Origin of the sequence: Bacillus cereus (genome assembly GCF_002561295.1) — a bacterium.
GTDB lineage: Bacteria > Bacillota > Bacilli > Bacillales > Bacillaceae_G > Bacillus_A > Bacillus_A cereus_S.
Genome location: NZ_NTUG01000054.1, coordinates 1 through 19,202, shown reverse-complemented (window position 1 = coordinate 19,202; position 19,202 = coordinate 1). Strand labels below are relative to the sequence as shown.

The following is a 19,202-nucleotide window of genomic DNA, read 5'->3' as shown; positions in this document are numbered from 1 at the left end:
AATTGGGGTGCAGTTCATAACTTGTGCTGATTTTTTCGTATCTTCCTTACATACTCCCATGCTATGAAGGACGAATGGTAACCGCTACTTATTTTCTTTCTTTTTTTCACTTAGCATAGGACCAAAAAAATTGACTACTCCTATGCATGGCTAGATTCCCCCTCCCCTAAAAGAATCGTCTTATGTCCGTTTTTTAACTTATATTTATATAGAAATCAGCTTTGTCTCCGTAATATCGACTCTTATCGACTCATACTCTATATAGTATAAACTTCAGAATACGGGGTGAATCATATGAGCTGCAATTGCAACGATGAGCATGGTACATACTTTAATGACAATTGTGTATGTAACGTCGTTCAATTCATACATGAATTACAAGAATGTACATCTGCAAATTACTCATCTGATTATGACCTGCCACTCCTTGGTCCAAGTTGTAAAGTAGTACTCGCAAACACTCGCCCATTTATTTTATTCACTAAATCTGGAAAACCATTCGAAGCATATATCCCTTCCACAACTTCGAATTGTCGCTCTCCTATTTTTCGTGTAGAAAGTGTAGATGAAGATTGCTGCGCCGTCCTCCGAGCATTAATCGTTTTTACAAATGGAGAACCGAACCCCACTACAGACCCTGTCTGCACTTACCTAACAACTCCACAAGCTGAATTACGTGCAACTTCGTCTTGTGTAACAGTGGATTTACATTGTTTTTGTGGCATTCAATGTTTGCGTGATGCTTCTGTTTCAAACTGCTAAGTTCATTCTGCTGTTTATGAACAGTCATTTTTCAATATATCTGCAAAATATCGGCGGTTATATGTGATTGCTGGAAGATCTGGAACATACTTAGCGGCTAATTCATTATAATAAACCCCCTTCTCTTGATCGCCTAATCTACTATAACAGACACACATTTGTAAATATGGAACCCACGTATAACTCGCTTTATTTTGAAACGGAGCGTCAGTAGGCAGCGGCACTTCCGTTGCTGTGCGAAACCAATAAATTGCTTCACTGTATCTTCCTTGTTCCATAAATATATTCCCTAACCTTGTACAAACTTCCCCTCTTGGAATATCGTATTGGAAAGACCTAACACATGCTTGCAATGCCCTATCCCATTTTTTGAGTTTACTATAACATTCTCCTAACTTTTCACATGCGTAAATATTATCTTCTTTCCACCCTTTTCCCTCCTCTAAAAACTTTATATATAAAGGAATTGCCTCTTCATATCGCTCATGATCCACACATTCATTTCCATAATAAAACACGTCTCTTGGCGTAAGTTCCTCTCCTGCTTCAACTGTTGCTTCATAAATTTTCAAATTACGATTCGTTGATTGCTTTTCTTTTCTATGCGTAATTGCGATATCACTTTTCAAAATATTCCCATGCACTTCTAAATACTCATGCACCCTACCAATCCATTTAAACTCCTTTTCACGTTTTACAAGGCGGTTTCTCCTTGAACTAAATGATGGATTACCACTTGAATCCATCGCAAGGTGATACAGCATAGAGACCGCATCAAGATCACCGTTCATTCCCTTTTTCAGTACAATAAATTTCTCCTTATCCTCTATTGAAAAGACATCATCTGCATCCAGCCATAAAATATAATCTTTCGTCGCTTTAGAAAAAGAAAAATTTCGAGCTGCTGCAAAGTTATCAATCCACTGAAAATCATATACTTTCGCTTGAAACTGTTTCACAATTTCTCTTGTACGATCAATCGATCCAGTATCAACAATTACGATTTCATCAACAATATCACGTAAAGATTCCAAACATCTCACAATCGTTTGTTCTTCATCTCTAACAATCATACATAAGCTAATCGTAATTTCCTCCTTCATGTTCATCCCCCTCATTCAATCACATCATATGTTAAGAAAAATAAAATTCTCTAGGGTATGTATCATGTGCAGCTCATAAATATAGCAAAAATATGTTCATCCTTTTCTCCCTAAATATTTACATCAAAATAAAAAACACTCACGATAACATGAGTGTTTTTTCATCCTTCATTTTGCTGATCAGAAACGTTCTTTTTCTTACCGCCACAGTTACAACCTTTTTTCTTTACAAATCCTTGCTGCTGTAATTGCTGTGCTTGTTGTTGATATATGTGTTGCTGTTGCATGTGATACCATTGTTGCATATTATATGGATTTTGCTGTGAACCATTTCTCATAGCAAACATCTCCTCTGCTGTACAGTTCTATCTATTCACTATATGAACAACCTTTTTCTTCCGTTCACCTATTTTTATATATCAAACTTGAATTCTTCAATTAATCAATGGCAAACCGCTGTCTTCATTCCTCCGTAAAACGTCCAATTATCGTTTCAATAATAGCCGCTGCTCCGGCGATAGCTAGTAATAATAAAACAGGTTCTGTAACTTTTGGAATCCAGTAATAACAAAGAAGTAAAAACGCACTGATCCATACACCTGTACACCAGTAACAACTAAGCAATTCCCCAATCCACTTTTGAAGTCCAGTCCCTTTCACCTTCATATACGTAGACATCGTTCCATCTTGTTCTTGAATTTGTAATTCTTCAATAAATGGGGCCCGTATAAAGCTTGTAATTTTATCGTATACAATGAGACGCGTAAACCGAAACACAGCTAACGAAAAAATAAAAAATAAAAGCCAGCTATTAAAGAACATTTCCTCCATCCCCTTATCTCAAAGCATAGAGCATTCCTCTCTCTTACTCGGACAAATAAAGGCTCATCCTTCAAAAAAACCATGCTAAGAACCGTAACCGATTTGCTCCTATTTCAATACTCTAATAATGTAAATGAAAACTAAATATAAGGAGTGAAATTCATGAGTTGTAACGATGAAAGACATAAATGGCATGATTCAAATTGTGTAGCCGATGTTATCAAGTTCATCGACGAACTACAAGATTCTATTACAGAGAATTGTCCTACTGGATGTGAAACACCTTTTCTAGGTGCAAATTGCAATGCACAACTTGCAAACACTCGTCCGTTTGCATTATTTACGAAAAAAGGAGAACTATTTATACCTGCGAGCTGTTTCTCTATCCCGACTACAACAGACGTTGGCTTACATGTTCCTCTTCCTTCTCCATTTTTACGAGTTGAAAGTGTAGACTGTCATTGTGCTGTATTGCGCTCACTCGTACCAGATGTTGCTTCTTTGAGTGAAGCTGATAGAGATTTATTAGCAAGTAGCATTGTTCCAGCCCTTGGTACAGGTGATCTAATCGATGTCGTATCAAGATTATTGATTTGCCAATATTCAAACGGTGTTACAAGACCTGGTGGCGACAGCGTATTACAATTTTGCTTAAAAGCTTCTCAATTCTGCATTACTGTTGATTTAGATTGCTTCTGCGCAGTTCAATGTTTACGTGACGCTCACGTTCGCGGCGTTTAAATTTTGTAAAACTAAAAACTATGAGGTGGTAGATGATTCTACCACCTTTCCTATGTTTAAAACCCAACCATACGAATAGATACAATATCTTCAAACTTCACTGTAACTTCCGTTGACATTGTACGATTCGTTATTTTGATTTTTACATATCCATCTTCATATGAAAGAACATATCCCACAAAAGATTCCTTCTCTGTTTGAATTTTACATTTAATACTTTTAATATAATGAGGACGCTGCAGCAAAAAATATATCTTTTCTGTATGATTCATTTCCTTAAATGATTTTTTTCGCCAATTTTCACTAATAGGAGTTGTTCCACCCTCTTCAACATCATCTTCCAACTGTACAGCCTCTTTACTCGTTTCTAACTGTTCTTGTATTTCTGCAACTTCCCGTGTTTCCTTAAAATTCTCAACCTCTTCCTGTATTACCTCAGGCTCCTCAGCATCTAATGTTACTTCCTTCTCGACTTCTTCCTGCATTACATCAGAACCCTCATCATCTAACTGAACTTCCTTCTCGATTTCTTCCTGCATTACATCAGAACCCTCATCCTCTAACTGAACTTCCTTTTGACTATCTTCTTCAGTAGCTTCTGCTTTTTCTGCACTTTGTAATTCCTTTATAAGATCAGGTGTATCATTTTGTTGATTAGGAACACCCTCCTCATACTCGTTGTTTATTTTTTTTTTTGGCTTTATAATAAATGTTTTTTGTATATTCCAATCATCCTGAAAGTTGTGCTTCGCAACATACAATAGTGGATGGTCCTTCATATCCTTCTTCTTTTTTGATGTCATCCTCACTTCCTCCTATACATGAAGCCTTTTCCTTATAAATGTATATTCATAAAACATAAGAACTTGCATGTGAATTTGGATTGCTTCATGTTTGAGAAAATTCGTAAACAGACAAACAGTACCTCTCTAGCTCTTGCACTAAAGAATCTTAAGAACAAAAAATAAAGGGACCTTTGCACAAATCACAATGATTTATTAAAAATCTATCACACATTCTGTTACTCTAGTAAAATTACCCAACCTCTTATAAAAGTCCCATTTCTTAATAGGTTACTATCACAATTGCTTGTTTTCTCTTAAAAATACACATTCGTCCTATTTCCAATGGTGCCCCAATTGCATTTACTATATTAGACCAAAAATAAAGGGGTGAAAGAAAATGTCAAATTTTAATAATTTCGCGTTCGCATGTCCATGTCCAACAACATCTAGTGCTCCAACTCATGCACCTAGTACTCACGCATGCTCATGCACAGGAAACTGCAAAAGTAATTGTAAAAGATGCTGTGACGATTGCTTACCAAAAGGAAAATGTTGTGATGGAGCAGCTGCTCACCTTGCAAGTTTAATCTCTGCAAGCTTAAATCTTAGTGGAGGTTCAATCGTACCTCTAGATACAGTTGCAAAATCTGGAAGTGGAATCTCTGTTCCTAGTAGAGGTGTTATCCGCGTTGAAGAGTGTGGCAAATATTTAATTGGCTCATTCGTTGGCGTGGGTATCGAAATCTTAAGTCCAATTGGTTTACAGTTAGTTGTTGAAAGATGTGATGGTTCTTCCATCATTCATGAAACAGGGCTAATCTTAGGAGTCACTCTATTAGACAAATTCCAAGATACAGTTTGCCTAGAGCCAGGCGACCGCGTATACTTCCGTACAACTGGTTTAATTTCTATCGAAATCGCGCTTTCTCTATCAGTTGCTAAATTATGCTGTGATTAATCATGCTGAAATACAAAGCAATATCTAGAAAATTCTCTAGATATTGCTTTTTTTATTTATATACAGAGGATATGAATAGAATCAATCAATTTAATATCGTTTATTTTTCATAAAAAATACTATCCTAATTATTAGGATAGTATTTTGTACTGAGCTAGCTTCTCTTTCTTTATTTGTAGACTATGGAGCAGGAGCAGGAGCAGGAGCAAAAATTATATCCAATACATCTCCAACCGCATCTACAAAGTTTGTAATTAAACTTACCAGACTATCTAGAAGCCCTGTTAAAACAGCAAATATCGCTGCAAGCATTTAAATCCCCCCCATCATGTTTACTCTACTATATTACATGCTTGTCAAGCATAATTTGTAACGGACAAGCGTCCTATTATATACGTCCATTTTTATAGATTACTCATTCTTCTTTCAAAAACCTAAACTTTCTTTTATTACACACAATGCACTCCAATCACAATCACTGTATGTAATACGTAACCCTCTCTATCTGCACATGAAAAACATGTTTACAACCATGCCTATTTTTATTTTTTTCACAAAACAAAAGCAAATAACCATTTCCATTTTCAAGTCATATGCATTTACTAATATAGTAACCCTATATTGTTTTTACAGCGTGTATGCTCCCTATAATATTTTACATTCCGTTAGGAGGAGATAAGTATGACTCAAGAACAGAATCCAAAAGGTTTTGACCAAAACGAATTAATACTCTCTTTGCTCAATTCACCAGATGGAAAAAACATCATATTAGAAGTTATGAAGTTAGCCGGAGCAGACCCCGCTACGGATAACTTTGATACAAAACAATTAGAAAAAGTCGCTGCAATGGATACTGATCAATTAAAGGAACTCATTTTAAATAATCCCGTCGTATTACAAAAAATGATTAGTTTCCTTCACTCAACAGGCTTTGACATTTTGAATACATCTAGTAGTGGCGATCTCCCTTCCGTAAACTTAACGCAAGAACAAATGTTACAGCTCATTCTAAAAGATTCATCTGGAGTAAGAAACTTATTACAACTCACACAAATATTCGGTATGAATCAAGACGAAGCACTTGCTCAATTAACGCAGCTACAAAAATCGATTGATCTATTAAAACAAATTCAACCTCTTTCTTCCGATGAAGAAAACAGTTAAGATTGGAGATATTACATTTATGAAAAATAAAAATTCCAATGAATTATTACTCACTATTTTGAATAAACCTGGTGGATTAGATTTGTTATTAAAATTATCCAACTTGATGGGGGTGGATACTTCCAGAAAAAATCTTAATGTAGAACAACTAGAAGCGATTCAAAAGCAAGACCCTAATGAACTACTGCTTTCTATTTTAGATAAGCCAGAAGGACTTGATACCTTGATTCAAGTTGCTGAACTAGGAGGAATCAATCTTCCAAAAGACAAAATAACTGCTGAGAAAATAAAAGAAGCCGTTTCTTCCTATACATCACAAGAAACATCAGAAACGCAAGACACTTTGAAGCCATCTAACTCTATATCTTCAAAAATCCAACATATACTTTCCCAACATGTATCCGCAATTTTAGGTAGAGTCACTACTCCTAATGTCTCCTCAAACTTGTTGACTGCATTTACTACTATATTGCCCTTGCAAAATATCACAAGAGTACTAACTAGTATTTTCACTACTTCCCCGCAAAACAACGTAAATAGCCCTTCCTCTCTCGCTGAAAAACAAATACATGCATTAAAAAATCTTCTTATCAAACAAAACTCCACTGATATTGAAAAAAATCCTCAAAAAGACATTCTATCTACCCAAGGCCTTCAAGCACTATCTAAGTTAGAAGGAATCTTTAAAAATAAAAAATAAATAAAAAAGGCACTTATCTTTTTACAGATAAGTGCCTTTCCCATTCGATTTTCTATTATAAGTTACCCTAAAATATGATACCCAGAATCCACATGAATGTTCTCACCAGTAACACCGCTTGCTAAGTCACTGAATAAGAATAACGCTGTGTTACCAACTTCTTCTTGTGTTACGTTACGACGAAGTGGTGCGCGTTCTTCGATTTGTTTTAAGATGCTGTTGAAGTCGCCAACACCTTTTGCTGATAGTGTACGGATTGGTCCTGCTGATACAGAGTTTACGCGAATGTTGTGTTGTCCTAAGTCATTTGCTAAGTATCTTACGCTTGCGTCTAGTGATGCTTTTGCAACACCCATTACGTTGTAGTTTGATACAACGCGCTCGCCGCCAAGGTATGTTAATGTAACGATGCTTCCGCCTTCTGTCATTAATGGCTTAGCCGCTCTTGCTACAGCTGTTAATGAGAATGAGCTAATGTTTTGTGCTAGTAAGAATCCGTCGCGAGATGTATCAACGAACTCACCTTTTAAGTCATCACGGTTTGCGAATGCGATGCAGTGTGCTAATCCGTGAACAACTCCAACTTCTTCTTTAATCGATTGGAAGCAACGTGCGATATCTTCATCATTTGTTACATCACATGGTAAAACAAGTGATTGTTGTCCTTCTAATGATTCCGCTAGATCGCGTACGTTTTTTTCTAGACGCTCACCTGCATATGTGAAAATTAAGTTTGCTCCTGCTTCGTGTAATGAACGAGCGATACCCCAAGCAATACTTCGTTGGTTTGCAACTCCCATGACAATAATGTTTTTTCCTTTTAAGTTGAGAAGATTCATTTATTTATCCCCCTAAATTTATTAAATAACATCAGTTATTAGTACCTGGTAATATATCTATATCATATCACAAATTCAAAATAAGGCAAAACAAAATTATTAGACTGGTTCTTTACTTCTCTTTTGCTCTTTCGCTTTCCTGCTAATGGTATAATCTCTATCTTTCTTATGCTACATGTACTTACTACATAAATTTCAGATATGAGGAATTTTCCGGTTTCCCTATCTAAATTGCTGCTATGAAAACCCAAAGGGTCCCGCTCTTACTTTCTCCCTTTTTTAAACATGGCATGGGGCGAAAAAGGCTCTGACCGCTTCTATCCATGGACGGATCCTCTCTCCCCACTAAAAAAGAAAGGTTTTTGGTTTTATTTATAGTGATAGAATCTAACATCACACAACTAAAATCAAAACAACATATTTGCAAACAGCCCAAAATCCGCTAATATGGTAATAGCGTCTTTTTTTCATTTCACAAAGAGTAATAGAAAGGACTACGTACGGTGAAAGATAAGAATTCCCAATATCGAATAGATTATATATTGATCCTGATTGTACTCGCAATTGCAATTGTTAGTTGTTTTGCCATTGCAAGTGCTCAACCATCTTTACCACCAGCTCTACAAAAAGTAAACTTTGTAGCAAAACAAATTCAATGGTATGTCATTGGGGCCATCGCAGTTGTTGCGATTATGGTTATTGATTTTGACCGATATAAGCAGATTGCTTGGTATTTATATGGATTTGCGATGGTTTTACTTCTTGGACTTGAATTTAAAGTTCCTGGTGCTGTAACAATTAAAGGTGCTACTGCTTGGTATAGTGTGCCAGGTCTTGGTAACTTCCAACCTTCCGAGATTATGAAATTATTTTTAATCATTGTTATTGGCCGCATTATCGTCAATCATAATGAAAAATATCCGTTTCGCTCTCCACGCGAGGATGTAATTTTACTCGGGAAAATATTCGGTGCGAGTTTACCACCGCTACTTTTAATTGCGAAAGAACCTGATTTAGGAAATACAATGGTTATTTCAGCAATGATTGCAGCAATGATTTTAGTTTCAGGTGTACGCTGGCGCTTTATTTTCGGTTTAGCTGGCATGGCTATAACATCTGCTGCTACGCTAACGTATATTTATTTTGAGCATACAGCATTCTTTAAAGAGCATATTCTAAAAGAATATCAATTAGATCGTTTCTACGGCTGGCTAGCACCTTATGAATACGAAACGCAAGGATATCAGTTGAGGCAATCTGTGTTAGCAACTGGATCAGGTGAATTGCGTGGTAAGGGGTGGGAGAATGGTCAAGTATACTTCCCAGAACCGCATACCGATTTTATTTTTACAAACATTGCCGAGCAATTCGGGTTTTTAGGAGCGAGTGTCGTTATTTCACTTTACTTCCTTCTTATTTATCGAATGATTCATATTGCTTTAGAAAGCAATGATCCTTTCGGTAGCTATTTATGTGCAGGAACAATCGGAATGTTTACATTCCAAGTATTCCAAAATATCGGGATGACAATTGGATTGCTTCCGATTACAGGGATTACGCTTCCTCTTATGAGTTATGGAGGTAGTTCCTTACTAACCTATATGATTGCCATTGGCTTCATACTGAACGTACGATCACGAACGAAAACATTTATGTTTGATTAAACCGTATCCACTTGGATATGGTTTTTTCTATATCCACTTTCGGTATACTAAGAAAAAACTCGAAATGAGGGTTACAATATGAAATACGACATTATCGGGGATATTCACGGCTGTTTAGAAGAGTTTCAAGCGTTAACAAAGCAGCTCGGTTATAACTGGGATAGCGGTCTCCCTATCCACCCAGAGAAGAGGCAGCTTGCTTTTGTTGGAGACATTACTGACCGTGGTCCAGCATCACTACGGATGATTGAAATTGTATGGGAGCTTGTGATGAATAAAAAAGTAGCTTATTATGCACCTGGAAATCACTGTAATAAATTGTACCGATTTTTCATCGGGCGTAATGTAACGATCGCACACGGATTAGAAACAACTGTTGCTGAATATGAAGCGTTAAAAACTCGCGAACAAAAAATGGTGCAGAAAAAGTTTATTGATCTTTACGAGCAGGCACCGCTCTATCACGTTCTTGATAACAAAAAATTGATCGTTTGCCATGCTGGTATTCGCCAAGATTATATCGGAAGAACGGATAAAAAGGTTCAAACTTTCGTATTATATGGTGATATTACTGGCGAAAAGCATCCTGATGGTTCTCCTGTTCGCCGTGACTGGGCAAAAGATTATGAAGGCGAAGCGTGGATTGTATACGGACATACCCCTGTGACAGAACCCCGTTTTATCAATCATACGGTAAATATTGATACAGGAGCTGTATTTGGTGGGAAGCTAACAGCACTTCGATATCCAGAAATGGAAACTGTTTCTGTTCCTTCTTCGATGCCGTTTGTGCCAGAAAAATTTCGAACGATTACATAATAAATAAAACTGTACCCTAATTGTTAGACACAGTGAAGGAAACAAAAAAACTCCAAAATCAACTTTTATTGTAGATTTTGGAGTTTTTTACTTTTATTCTATGCTCGTTTCTAAAGTTACATCTGTATAGGAATGATCCTCACCTATATTCAGGATTACTTCACATTGACGTAATCTCAATTCAAAGAGCGTTATAGAATCATGATAAACTTCAGGATCTGATTTCATTTTCTGTAGTGTATCTTGTTTTTCTTTTATTTCTAAATGAGTGTTTTCTACGGCTTGTTTCAACGCGCCAAATGGATTTCTAAAGAAGATACTAATATCACGCTCTAGTGCGTTTTCAAATAGCTCAAACTGCAAGAAAAATTTGTTCACAATAGAAGCCGTTACATCGGTATAATCTTCATTTTCTAAATACTGTTTGTATTTGTTATATAGCATCGCTTTATTTTTAGGAAGAACTCCAAATAATTTACCGGCACCTTTCAGTAAAAATTGTGTTGGTGTAAATCGACGTAAAATATTTACTTCTTCCATATGTATTCTAGTTGTCATTCTATCTGTATCTCTGCGCCAGTCATCAAGCACTTTAAAGTCACATTCTAACTGCATTCGATTTTCTCCATATAAAGAATTAAGTCCTTCACTCATTTCTTCTAAGTACGATTGACTTTGAAGGAACTCGTTATTAGAAGTTTCAATCCAATTTTGCATATCGCGAGCAAGATTAGGTAACACGGTTTGTGCTAGATATTTTTGAACTCTTTCGTTCATCGCTGTATTTAGTTCAATATCAATGTTCCCAAAATCGCTTTCTTCACTAATTAAATCAGAACAATTCTGCAATAGTTTCGGAATATGTTCTGTAAGATCATTCGCAATTTCGTTTTTCATTGTACGATATGATTCTGTAATGAAATGCATTTTTTCCTTCTCAAAAGCAGTAAGGTTATTCATAACACCATTTAGTTTAACTACCATGTCTTCATTCCAATTAATAGAATCCACTATGGTGTTTTCCATCTCAACGCGTTTATCCAAAAGATATGTAATTGTTTTTCGAATGAAAAACAATAGCTTTTCAGTACGTTCTGCATCGATATTTTTATGGTTAGAGTTAAAATGAATAAACTCAGTTAAATCGTTTAGCTGTTGGCTATTTGTATATAACGAAGAGTAAGGGAAAATTCTCGCTTGCGGGAAGTATGCGTTTATTCTCGCTTGCGTATCATGTATAACTCTTTTTGCTTCTGCTTCACTGTAAATGTTATCGATTTTATTTAACAAGAAATGAATTTGTAGATTTGGTGTATGCTCTTGAATATTTAATAGAATGTCACGTTCTTTGTCAGTAAAAGGTGAATCCGCATTCAATACGAATAATAATTCATCGACAGAATTTAAATATTCAAATATTTCACCTCTAGTATCGTTATTCCTATTAAAACTAGGTGTAACAACGAATGTAAGTTTATTTTCACTTAAAAACCTGCATGGTAATTTAAATTCAACACATGCCCTATCTCTATATGTTTGGCGGTGCAAGGACATCATGTTATGGAAATCAGAGAAATTCTCAGTTGTTGTAATTGCTGCATCTGTTATAGCGTTAATTTCTGTATGAGCATCATTTTTAAAGACAACTACATTTGAGATTGAGTTTTCTAATATATTCTCTCCAAGTATAGAGTTAATAAATGAGGCTTTTCCGTTTCCTGAAGTTCCAGTTACTAAAAGGCGATTTGTTCTTAAATCTGCAAGTTCGCCAACTAACCATCTTAATCGATGACCAATTTCTAAATCATGCTTTTGTGCCCACTGTGTAATAGATTCAAAAAGATGTAAGCTATATTCTAAGCCATCCACATGATTAACAGAATATGATAGTAGACTTTCCGCATGTTCTATATTGGCTGAATCTAGTTTGTACGGGAAAACCTCATTCCATGCCAATACTGCCGCAGATGGAAATACAGAATGAGACGGATTAGCTACCTTTAACCAATTTGTTAAAAAGCTTGGAATGATCTCATGTAATTGTTTGAGCATATATTGACCTTGAATTAATTCAAAGTACGTTTCTTCGTAAAGAGAAGAAATGTTGTCCCATATATCGGACGAATGTATTTCGATATGTAAGAAAAATTCATTAATTGTTTTGATCCATAATAAGTAATTTTGTTCATTTTTATAGCTGTTCCAAAGTGATGAAACCATTTTCGTAAATTGTTCTTGATCTACATTGTTTAATGTAACTAATACTTGATAAAAATAGTCTGGTGAAGTATTTTTAGTAAATCCTTTATCGATATATTCTTTTAGAATCTCAAACCATGAAAAAGATTCTGTTCGAATTAACTCATTCACAGCAAGCTCTACTGCACTGTCAAAATCTTGCTGTTCTTCATAAAAGGAACGTGCAATTGTTGTGACGTTTGGATAATCGGGATTTAAAGTAACCGCTTCTTTAATAACAGCGAAAGCTGAATCAAGATTATTTTGCTCGATGTAAAGAGACAGTAATTGCAGCACAATTTCGGTCATAAGTATTTTGTTATCAGTAGTAATCGAGGTATAAACATTTTCAGCAACTGATAGTTGGTTAAGTTCGAAGTAAGCATCTGCAATATTTTTTTGTGCCCATGGTGCTAATTCATTACTGACCTTCTCCCATTTAAAAATAGCTGTTTCAAAATCTTGATGGTGATAATAAAATTCACCTTGTGCAAAACGAATATAAGATCCATCGGAAATCTCATTTTTTTGTTCGTTTACATATGCTTCTCCAAGTACTTGAAGAGGTGGATGTGCTTCATTCTCCATTAGGAATGTTTCATAATATGTCTTTTGTATTAATTGTTTTTCTAATCTCATTTTTTCCCCCACTACATCTTGAAAAATATACATTTTTCTCCATGTGTCAACACTTTTTTATATTTACGCTCTTTATTTTAGCAAAGAATTCCTTCTGGAAAATTTCACTTTTCTTTCATTTTTTAAGTAAGATTGAATTTTAATGAGAAAAGTATCAGTTTTTTTTCAATTTCCTTTCAGTTGTGAAACAACATTATATGCTCCTAATAATCTGATACAAATATAATATTCCAAATGAAGTTGTAACATTTCATGTAGAATTCGTTATAAAGTGAAACTTCCAGCAGCGAACTTTTTTCTCAGCTTCTTTGTTTTTTCTGCCTTGCAAAGAAAGATTACTGACCGTTAGAGCGGGGTAAAGTGAAACTTGAGGTGGGGAATACGGGATAAATGAATTAAGGCAAAACAAAAGGGCATGATCCCGGTACAATACCGGGCCCATGCCCTACAAGCTGTCTAACTTTTTTAGGTTTATTTCAATACTTCTTTCATATCTTTCGGCACATCCGCATGAAAAGTCATCTGTTTTTCTAAAATAGGATGATAGAAGGTTAAACTCGTACTATGAAGCGCTTGTCGCTTCATTTCGGACGTACTCCCTCCATATAAGTCATCTCCTAATAGCGGATGGCCTACATATGCCATATGTACACGAATTTGATGTGTTCTTCCTGTTTCTAACTGTAGTGAAACACGCGTCTTATCAGGAAATCTTTCTAGCACTTGAAAATGCGTAACTGCTTTTTGACCATCTTCACACACAGTTCGCTCAATAATACTGTCGCTTTTTCTTCCAATCGGCGCATCAATCGTTCCCGATTCTTCTACCAATTCACCATGAACGATTGCTTCATATGTTCGTTGCACTTGCTTTTCTTGATGCTGTTTTGATAAAAGATGGTGAATGAAGCGATTTTTCGCAACTAGCATCAGTCCTGACGTATCACGATCGAGCCGTGTTACAATGTGCACTGTGCTTGCAAGATGTTGCTTATCATAATGATATAAAAGCGCATTTGCAACACTTCCAGCTGGATGTTCCCTAGACGGAATCGTAGACATATATGGCGCTTTATTCATTACGAGTACAGAGTCATCTTCATATACAACGTTCAAAGGAATATTTTCAGCAAGCATTCCTTCACTTCTTTCCTCAAGTGGAAAGAAGACTTGCAATTCTTCTCCGGCTTGTAATACGTGCCGCACTGTCGCATGCTTACCGTTAACCTCAATTGCCCCGCCTTGAAACTTTATATCTGTCAAAGCAGCTTTAGAAATCCCTTTCGCTTTTAGAAATTCTCGAATGAGCATTCCCTTCTCCGCTTCTGTTACACACCATTTTAATGCAAATCTTCTCAAATACATAAACCCTCTCTATTCACCCGCAACGAACGAATCGCGAACACGTTTCCAAAATGGGAATGGACGAAAACGAACGAATCTCACCTTCTCGTTTGCAACGCGATATTGGATTGATTTTACGTCTTGATGAACCATCGTTAAATGATCGACCGTAATTTGCAAATTCATTCCTGCTGATGGCTTTAAAACACATGTGTGGTGCTTCGGTAAAACAAGTGGTGAACCGACTGTACGGAACACACGATTATTAATCGAAGCCATTTCTGCAATTTGAATCGCTTCAATCGAAGGATGAATAATCGCTCCGCCTAGCGCTTTGTTATAGGCTGTACTACCAGAAGGAGTAGAGATACATAGACCGTCTCCACGAAACGTTTCAAAATATTCTCCGCGAATTTCTACCTCTGTTACTAATGTTCCTTCTGCACTTTTTACCGTCGCTTCATTCATTGCTAAATACTGCGATTCTTTACTTCCATTCACATAGCGAATAATGACTTCTAAAAGTGGATATTCCACCACTTGAAACGGTGTTTTCGCAATCGCAATCACAAGTTTTTCCACTTCAGTAGGCAACCAATCTGCATAGAAACCTAAATGTCCTGTATGTACACCAACAAATGCTGTTTCAGCTAATCGATCATTGTAGCGATGAAACGCATATAAAAGCGTCCCATCCCCCCCAACAGAAATTACAATGTCCGGTTTTGCTTCATCCATTGTAAATCCAAAATCCTGCAAGTAATTTGTCATTGTACTTGCAAGTGCGTTTGATGATTGATCTCCCTTTGACATAATTGCAAATTTCATCGCCCAACACCCTTTAGTTTATGATTCGGATTCTTTCGCTTCTTGTTTGCGCGAAAAAATCTTTTGTGCTTCTTGAATTTCAAGACGAATCGAAGACATTTCTTCATCTAATAAAAATGCCGCTTCTGCTGCACGCTGAAGACGTACTTTAATATCTTCTGGAAAACGTCCACTATATTTGTAATTTAAAGAATGCTCAATTGTTGCCCAAAAATTCATTGCTAACGTCCGAATTTGAATTTCAACTAATACTTTTTTCTCACCGCGGATTGTTTGAACGGGATAACTAACGACAACGTGATACGAACGATAACCACTATCTTTCTTTTGCGTCACATAATCTCGTTCTTCCACAATTTCAAAGTCATTTCGTTTTCGAAGGTATTCAACAACAGGCTTAATCTCATCTACAAATTGACACATCATCCGAAGACCAGCGATGTCCTGCATTTCTTCTTTTAACCTGTCAAGCGGTACATTTCGTTTTTCCGCCTTATCAATAATACTTGCGACCGATTTTACCCTGCCGGTTACAAACTCAATCGGAGAGTGTTCTGTTAACATTGTAAACTGAGAACGCATTCCTTTTAACTTCACTTTTAGCTCTGCCACCGCTTGGTGGTACGGCGCTAAAAATTCTTCCCAATTACGATTCATTTAAACCACCACCAAAATCAATCCATTTGCTTATAGAAATACCTTTTCTACAGCAGTTACAAGTTCTTCTCCGTAATTTGCATTCCCTTCAATATTTTCAATTAAATATTCCACTTCTTCTTTCAATTGCTCTAACTCAATTTCAGTATTGTTTACGCGAACGAACATTGCTTTCTCACTCTTCATTGCACTGTTCATTGCTTCCCAGCATGTATGCGGAATGCTTACATAAATGAAAGCTGATTCGTTTTCTAAAATATATAAAAATGATAAATGATCTGAGTCTACAAGTACGTGATTACGCGCCTTTAACTCCTCCACTTGTATTTCAGTATTTTCCGCACAAAAAATAAGAGCATTTTCTCTTTCTTCTACGCTCTTAACTTGAATTTTATTTTGCATGCTCAAACTCCTCCATATCAACTTCCTGTCTTACTTCACACTATTATTGTATCATAACATAGACGCAAACAAATAAAACATTGAACCAAATTTGTGAAAAAGCGATAATGTCTAAAGAATTACTTTTAAGAAGGAGCCTATACAATGACACAAGAAATTGAAATTGAATTTAAAAATATGGTTACAGAAAAAGAATTCCAAGCACTATGCAGCACCTTTTCTGTCACTTCATTTACAAAACAAGTGAATCATTATTTTGAAACACCTCATTTTTCTTTAAAAGAAGCAGGCTCTGCTCTTCGTATTCGTCATAAAGGCGGCGCTTATACATTAACTTTAAAACAACCAGCTGAAATTGGATTACTAGAAACTCACCAACCTGTAACAGAAGAAGAAGCACAACAAATGATGAAAACAAATGCGCTTATTACCGGACGTGTACTAGATCAACTATATAAGCTCCAAATCCCTGTTTCTACTTTAGCTTATATGGGAAGCTTAACAACAGAGCGTGCAGAAACTACCTATGAAGGCGGCACGCTTGTATTTGATCATAGTTTCTATTACAATCACGATGATTATGAACTTGAATATGAAGTACAAGAGGAGGAAGCTGGTAAAGCCCATTTCCTCAATTTATTAAACAACTATCATATCCCTGTTCGCCATACGAAAAATAAAGTACAGCGCTTTTTCCTTGCAAAACAAAACGAAGAACGCTAAAGTGAAACTTCCATTAGTAAGTGTTTTTTTCACTAATGGTCAGCCCTCACCAATCGGGCTNNCGGGGTAAAGTGAAACTTCCGCTTTATTTTAATGAGCAAAAGGTTGTCCAAGAGCTGTTTAGTTGCTCTTCGTGACAATCCATTGCTACAATAGATATACATTTGATGGAAAAAGGAGTCTACACAGGATGAACAAGCAACCGATGACACCATTTGAAGCAATTGGCGGTGAACAAATCATTGCAACATTAGTCGATACGTTTTATTCCTATGTCAGTGAACACCCTGACTTATCTCCCATCTTCCCAGACGATTTGACAGAAACAGCCAGGAAACAGAAGCAATTTCTTACGCAATATTTAGGTGGACCAAGTTTGTACACAGAAGAACACGGTCATCCGATGCTAAGAGCACGTCATCTCCCTTTTGAGATTACGCCAAAGCGAGCAAAAGCCTGGTTAGCATGTATGGAGCAAGCGATGGAAGATACAGGGGTACACGGGCAAATTCGAGAATTTGTTTTTGAACGTTTAAGATTGACTGCGCAACATATGGTCAACACTCCAAACGAAACAGGTGAAGCGTAATGGATAAACAGGAAGCAAAGCATATGCGCATTCCTTCTCTTTCCAAGTGCGAGCATAAGTCTGTAGAAGCCTATTTGTTTATTGATCCACTTTGCATGGACTGCTGGGGAATCGAACCAGTCGTAATGAAATTATGGCTTGAATACGGAAAATATTTTTCAATTCGGCACATATTAACCGGCAAAGTGGAAGGGGCTATCGCCTCCCCACACAAATGGAATAAACCTGCTAATATTCGATTTGTGTGGGAAAAAACAACAAGTTTGCAAGGATTTTCATGTGATGGAAAGGTACATATGCAAGATGCCTCATCTTCACCCTATTTAGTTTCCATTGCAATTAAAGCAGCTGAATTACAAGGCCGAAAAGCAGGTTCGAAATTTTTGCGGAAACTTCAAGAATACATTTTTCTTGAAAATGTATCAAAACCAGATTTGGAATTACTACTTACATGTGCACAACAAAGCGGCATTGATGTCGAAGAATTTAAAAAAGACCTACATTCAATTAGCGCAAAAAAAGCATTTCAGTGCGATTTAAAATTTACAAATGAAATGCACATTACTGAAATCCCTTCTCTTGTATTCTTTCATGCAAATTCAGATGAGGAAGGTATTAAGATTGCGGGAATTTATTCGTATGATGTATACGTACAACTCTTAAAAGAAATTGTAAAATGCGATATTGAGCCAGAACCATTACCACCGCTGGAAGTATTACTAGAAACGATGCAATTTATGTCTTCTAAAGAAATCGCATTTATCTATGACTGCCCACAGCAAGAAATCGAACGAGAGCTCAAAAAATTATCACTAAAAAGAAAAGTACGAATGATTGAAGTGAAATGTGAACGCTTTTGGAAATGGATTGCAAAAGAAAAAGACCTGGTGTAAACACCAGGTCTTTTTCTTTACGGCTTATAAAAATATTAAAGGGGATGGGAGAAATTTTCACGTTCAAACAAAGGGGTATATGTTTGTATGTGAATTCGTTCACGTCTATTATATTACATGGTTCGACATCAGATGACAACCCTTTTTGTCGTTTTTCACATTTTTGTCACATTCTAAACGTTTTCATTACTGAATAAGCTATATAAAGACGTTTTTGAGGAGGGATTTTATGAAAAAAACGCATATATTCTTTCTACTTTTTTGTATTTGTCTTTCTTTTTCCCTGTACATTCTTTCCCTATTACAAGCATTCCCAAAGATTATTGCCTTTCCCCTTTTATTCGTAGTCATTGTTATAAGCCTCTCTTATTTCAATCATAGAAAGCGATTTAAAGGTTTTTAGGGAATATTGTAAAACAGGCTAGTAAGAATGGTAAGTGAAATTTTATCGGCGTAACTTCCAATATATCGATCGTTTCTCAACATATATTAGCGATTCGACAAGAGATATCGATGATGTATAAAAGTATGT

At 36.2% G+C, this 19,202-nt stretch carries 21 protein-coding genes; 10 read left to right on the top strand and 11 right to left on the bottom strand.

Going from position 1 to position 19,202, the window contains the following annotated elements; genetic code table 11:
• Nucleotides 1–294: 294 nt before the first annotated feature.
• Complete coding sequence (locus CN373_RS23610; RefSeq protein WP_033664023.1) at nt 295–762, top strand: CotY/CotZ family spore coat protein; 468 nt, start codon at nt 295–297, stop codon at nt 760–762.
• Between the two features lie 14 nt (nt 763–776).
• Here the strand turns inward: CN373_RS23610 and CN373_RS23605 are convergent, their stop codons facing one another.
• From CN373_RS23605 to CN373_RS23595, 3 genes are all read right to left on the bottom strand, one after another.
• Nucleotides 777–1,871, bottom strand: a complete 1,095-nt coding sequence (locus CN373_RS23605; RefSeq protein WP_033664024.1) for a glycosyltransferase — start codon at nt 1,869–1,871, stop codon at nt 777–779.
• Between the two features lie 155 nt (nt 1,872–2,026).
• Nucleotides 2,027–2,203, bottom strand: a complete 177-nt coding sequence (locus CN373_RS23600; protein WP_001243985.1) for a hypothetical protein — start codon at nt 2,201–2,203, stop codon at nt 2,027–2,029.
• Nucleotides 2,204–2,327: 124 nt separating this feature from the next.
• Entirely contained in the window at nt 2,328–2,687 is a 360-nt protein-coding gene (locus CN373_RS23595) for a DUF1360 domain-containing protein (protein WP_000465911.1), read from the bottom strand.
• Nucleotides 2,688–2,849: 162 nt separating this feature from the next.
• Between CN373_RS23595 and CN373_RS23590 the strand changes: the two genes are divergently transcribed.
• Nucleotides 2,850–3,428 (top strand): CotY/CotZ family spore coat protein, encoded by a 579-nt coding sequence (locus tag CN373_RS23590; RefSeq protein WP_001277724.1) that lies wholly within the window; start codon nt 2,850–2,852, stop codon nt 3,426–3,428.
• A gap of 56 nt (nt 3,429–3,484) precedes the next feature.
• On the opposite strand, the gene CN373_RS23585 is transcribed toward CN373_RS23590, so the two are convergent.
• A complete protein-coding gene (locus CN373_RS23585) occupies nt 3,485–4,231 on the bottom strand; it encodes a CotO family spore coat protein (RefSeq protein ID WP_098360296.1) in 747 nt (248 codons plus the stop codon).
• A 379-nt stretch (nt 4,232–4,610) separates the two neighbouring features.
• On the opposite strand from CN373_RS23585, the gene CN373_RS23580 reads away from it, so the two are divergent.
• The gene (locus CN373_RS23580; protein ID WP_000064540.1) at nt 4,611–5,171 is read left to right on the top strand and encodes a hypothetical protein; all 561 of its coding nucleotides are present in this window, start codon (nt 4,611–4,613) and stop codon (nt 5,169–5,171) included.
• Nucleotides 5,172–5,351: 180 nt separating this feature from the next.
• On the opposite strand, the gene CN373_RS26085 is transcribed toward CN373_RS23580, so the two are convergent.
• On the bottom strand, nt 5,352–5,483 hold the full coding sequence (locus CN373_RS26085) for a hypothetical protein (protein WP_002056042.1): 132 nt from the start codon (nt 5,481–5,483) through the stop codon (nt 5,352–5,354).
• 369 nt (nt 5,484–5,852) lie between these two features.
• Here CN373_RS26085 and CN373_RS23575 point away from each other — a divergent pair, with 369 nt between their 5' ends.
• On the top strand, nt 5,853–6,335 hold the full coding sequence (locus CN373_RS23575; RefSeq protein WP_000191299.1) for a hypothetical protein: 483 nt from the start codon (nt 5,853–5,855) through the stop codon (nt 6,333–6,335).
• A 19-nt stretch (nt 6,336–6,354) separates the two neighbouring features.
• Nucleotides 6,355–7,035, top strand: coding sequence for a hypothetical protein (locus tag CN373_RS23570; protein ID WP_098360295.1), 681 nt, complete (start codon nt 6,355–6,357; stop codon nt 7,033–7,035).
• Nucleotides 7,036–7,097: 62 nt separating this feature from the next.
• Here CN373_RS23570 and fabI read toward each other — a convergent pair whose 3' ends face one another.
• Nucleotides 7,098–7,874, bottom strand: a complete 777-nt coding sequence (gene fabI / locus CN373_RS23565) for an enoyl-ACP reductase FabI (RefSeq protein WP_001050746.1) — start codon at nt 7,872–7,874, stop codon at nt 7,098–7,100.
• Between the two features lie 503 nt (nt 7,875–8,377).
• Between fabI and CN373_RS23560 the strand changes: the two genes are divergently transcribed.
• A complete protein-coding gene (locus CN373_RS23560; RefSeq protein ID WP_000653381.1) occupies nt 8,378–9,538 on the top strand; it encodes an FtsW/RodA/SpoVE family cell cycle protein in 1,161 nt (386 codons plus the stop codon).
• 78 nt (nt 9,539–9,616) lie between these two features.
• Nucleotides 9,617–10,357, top strand: a complete 741-nt coding sequence (gene prpE / locus CN373_RS23555) for a bis(5'-nucleosyl)-tetraphosphatase PrpE (RefSeq protein ID WP_098360294.1) — start codon at nt 9,617–9,619, stop codon at nt 10,355–10,357.
• Between the two features lie 93 nt (nt 10,358–10,450).
• Here prpE and CN373_RS23550 read toward each other — a convergent pair whose 3' ends face one another.
• From CN373_RS23550 to CN373_RS23530, 5 genes are all read right to left on the bottom strand, one after another.
• Nucleotides 10,451–13,234, bottom strand: coding sequence for a dynamin family protein (locus CN373_RS23550; RefSeq protein ID WP_098360298.1), 2,784 nt, complete (start codon nt 13,232–13,234; stop codon nt 10,451–10,453).
• Between the two features lie 471 nt (nt 13,235–13,705).
• Nucleotides 13,706–14,593: an RluA family pseudouridine synthase gene (locus tag CN373_RS23545; protein ID WP_098360297.1), complete on the bottom strand. Its 888-nt coding sequence runs from the start codon at nt 14,591–14,593 to the stop codon at nt 13,706–13,708.
• Between the two features lie 15 nt (nt 14,594–14,608).
• Nucleotides 14,609–15,406 (bottom strand): NAD kinase, encoded by a 798-nt coding sequence (locus CN373_RS23540; RefSeq protein ID WP_000666529.1) that lies wholly within the window; start codon nt 15,404–15,406, stop codon nt 14,609–14,611.
• Nucleotides 15,407–15,424: 18 nt separating this feature from the next.
• Nucleotides 15,425–16,063: a GTP pyrophosphokinase gene (locus CN373_RS23535; protein ID WP_001081479.1), complete on the bottom strand. Its 639-nt coding sequence runs from the start codon at nt 16,061–16,063 to the stop codon at nt 15,425–15,427.
• Between the two features lie 30 nt (nt 16,064–16,093).
• Nucleotides 16,094–16,465: a hypothetical protein gene (locus CN373_RS23530; RefSeq protein ID WP_001179995.1), complete on the bottom strand. Its 372-nt coding sequence runs from the start codon at nt 16,463–16,465 to the stop codon at nt 16,094–16,096.
• Between the two features lie 144 nt (nt 16,466–16,609).
• On the opposite strand from CN373_RS23530, the gene CN373_RS23525 reads away from it, so the two are divergent.
• The 3 genes from CN373_RS23525 to CN373_RS23515 all read left to right on the top strand — a co-directional run bounded on the left by CN373_RS23525 (nt 16,610) and on the right by CN373_RS23515 (nt 18,670).
• Complete coding sequence (locus tag CN373_RS23525) at nt 16,610–17,188, top strand: CYTH domain-containing protein (RefSeq protein ID WP_098360293.1); 579 nt, start codon at nt 16,610–16,612, stop codon at nt 17,186–17,188.
• Between the two features lie 190 nt (nt 17,189–17,378).
• Nucleotides 17,379–17,777: a hypothetical protein gene (locus CN373_RS23520; protein WP_001041523.1), complete on the top strand. Its 399-nt coding sequence runs from the start codon at nt 17,379–17,381 to the stop codon at nt 17,775–17,777.
• A complete protein-coding gene (locus CN373_RS23515) occupies nt 17,777–18,670 on the top strand; it encodes a ClpXP adapter SpxH family protein (RefSeq protein ID WP_098360292.1) in 894 nt (297 codons plus the stop codon). Before CN373_RS23520 ends, CN373_RS23515 begins: the two co-directional genes overlap by 1 nt.
• The last annotated feature ends 532 nt before the right edge of the window (nt 18,671–19,202 follow it).

Bases quoted from the DNA above. Each gene is read 5' to 3' on its own strand.
- CN373_RS23610 (WP_033664023.1), top strand. From the start codon at position 295: ATGAGCTGCAATTGCAACGATGAGCATGGTACATACTTTAATGACAAT.
- CN373_RS23605 (WP_033664024.1), bottom strand. From the start codon at position 1,871: ATGAACATGAAGGAGGAAATTACGATTAGCTTATGTATGATTGTTAGA.
- CN373_RS23600 (WP_001243985.1), bottom strand. From the start codon at position 2,203: ATGAGAAATGGTTCACAGCAAAATCCATATAATATGCAACAATGGTAT.
- CN373_RS23595 (WP_000465911.1), bottom strand. From the start codon at position 2,687: ATGTTCTTTAATAGCTGGCTTTTATTTTTTATTTTTTCGTTAGCTGTG.
- CN373_RS23590 (WP_001277724.1), top strand. From the start codon at position 2,850: ATGAGTTGTAACGATGAAAGACATAAATGGCATGATTCAAATTGTGTA.
- CN373_RS23585 (WP_098360296.1), bottom strand. From the start codon at position 4,231: ATGACATCAAAAAAGAAGAAGGATATGAAGGACCATCCACTATTGTAT.
- CN373_RS23580 (WP_000064540.1), top strand. From the start codon at position 4,611: ATGTCAAATTTTAATAATTTCGCGTTCGCATGTCCATGTCCAACAACA.
- CN373_RS26085 (WP_002056042.1), bottom strand. From the start codon at position 5,483: ATGCTTGCAGCGATATTTGCTGTTTTAACAGGGCTTCTAGATAGTCTG.
- CN373_RS23575 (WP_000191299.1), top strand. From the start codon at position 5,853: ATGACTCAAGAACAGAATCCAAAAGGTTTTGACCAAAACGAATTAATA.
- CN373_RS23570 (WP_098360295.1), top strand. From the start codon at position 6,355: ATGAAAAATAAAAATTCCAATGAATTATTACTCACTATTTTGAATAAA.
- fabI (WP_001050746.1), bottom strand. From the start codon at position 7,874: ATGAATCTTCTCAACTTAAAAGGAAAAAACATTATTGTCATGGGAGTT.
- prpE (WP_098360294.1), top strand. From the start codon at position 9,617: ATGAAATACGACATTATCGGGGATATTCACGGCTGTTTAGAAGAGTTT.
- CN373_RS23550 (WP_098360298.1), bottom strand. From the start codon at position 13,234: ATGAGATTAGAAAAACAATTAATACAAAAGACATATTATGAAACATTC.
- CN373_RS23540 (WP_000666529.1), bottom strand. From the start codon at position 15,406: ATGAAATTTGCAATTATGTCAAAGGGAGATCAATCATCAAACGCACTT.
- CN373_RS23535 (WP_001081479.1), bottom strand. From the start codon at position 16,063: ATGAATCGTAATTGGGAAGAATTTTTAGCGCCGTACCACCAAGCGGTG.
- CN373_RS23530 (WP_001179995.1), bottom strand. From the start codon at position 16,465: ATGCAAAATAAAATTCAAGTTAAGAGCGTAGAAGAAAGAGAAAATGCT.
- CN373_RS23525 (WP_098360293.1), top strand. From the start codon at position 16,610: ATGACACAAGAAATTGAAATTGAATTTAAAAATATGGTTACAGAAAAA.
- CN373_RS23520 (WP_001041523.1), top strand. From the start codon at position 17,379: ATGAACAAGCAACCGATGACACCATTTGAAGCAATTGGCGGTGAACAA.
- CN373_RS23515 (WP_098360292.1), top strand. From the start codon at position 17,777: ATGGATAAACAGGAAGCAAAGCATATGCGCATTCCTTCTCTTTCCAAG.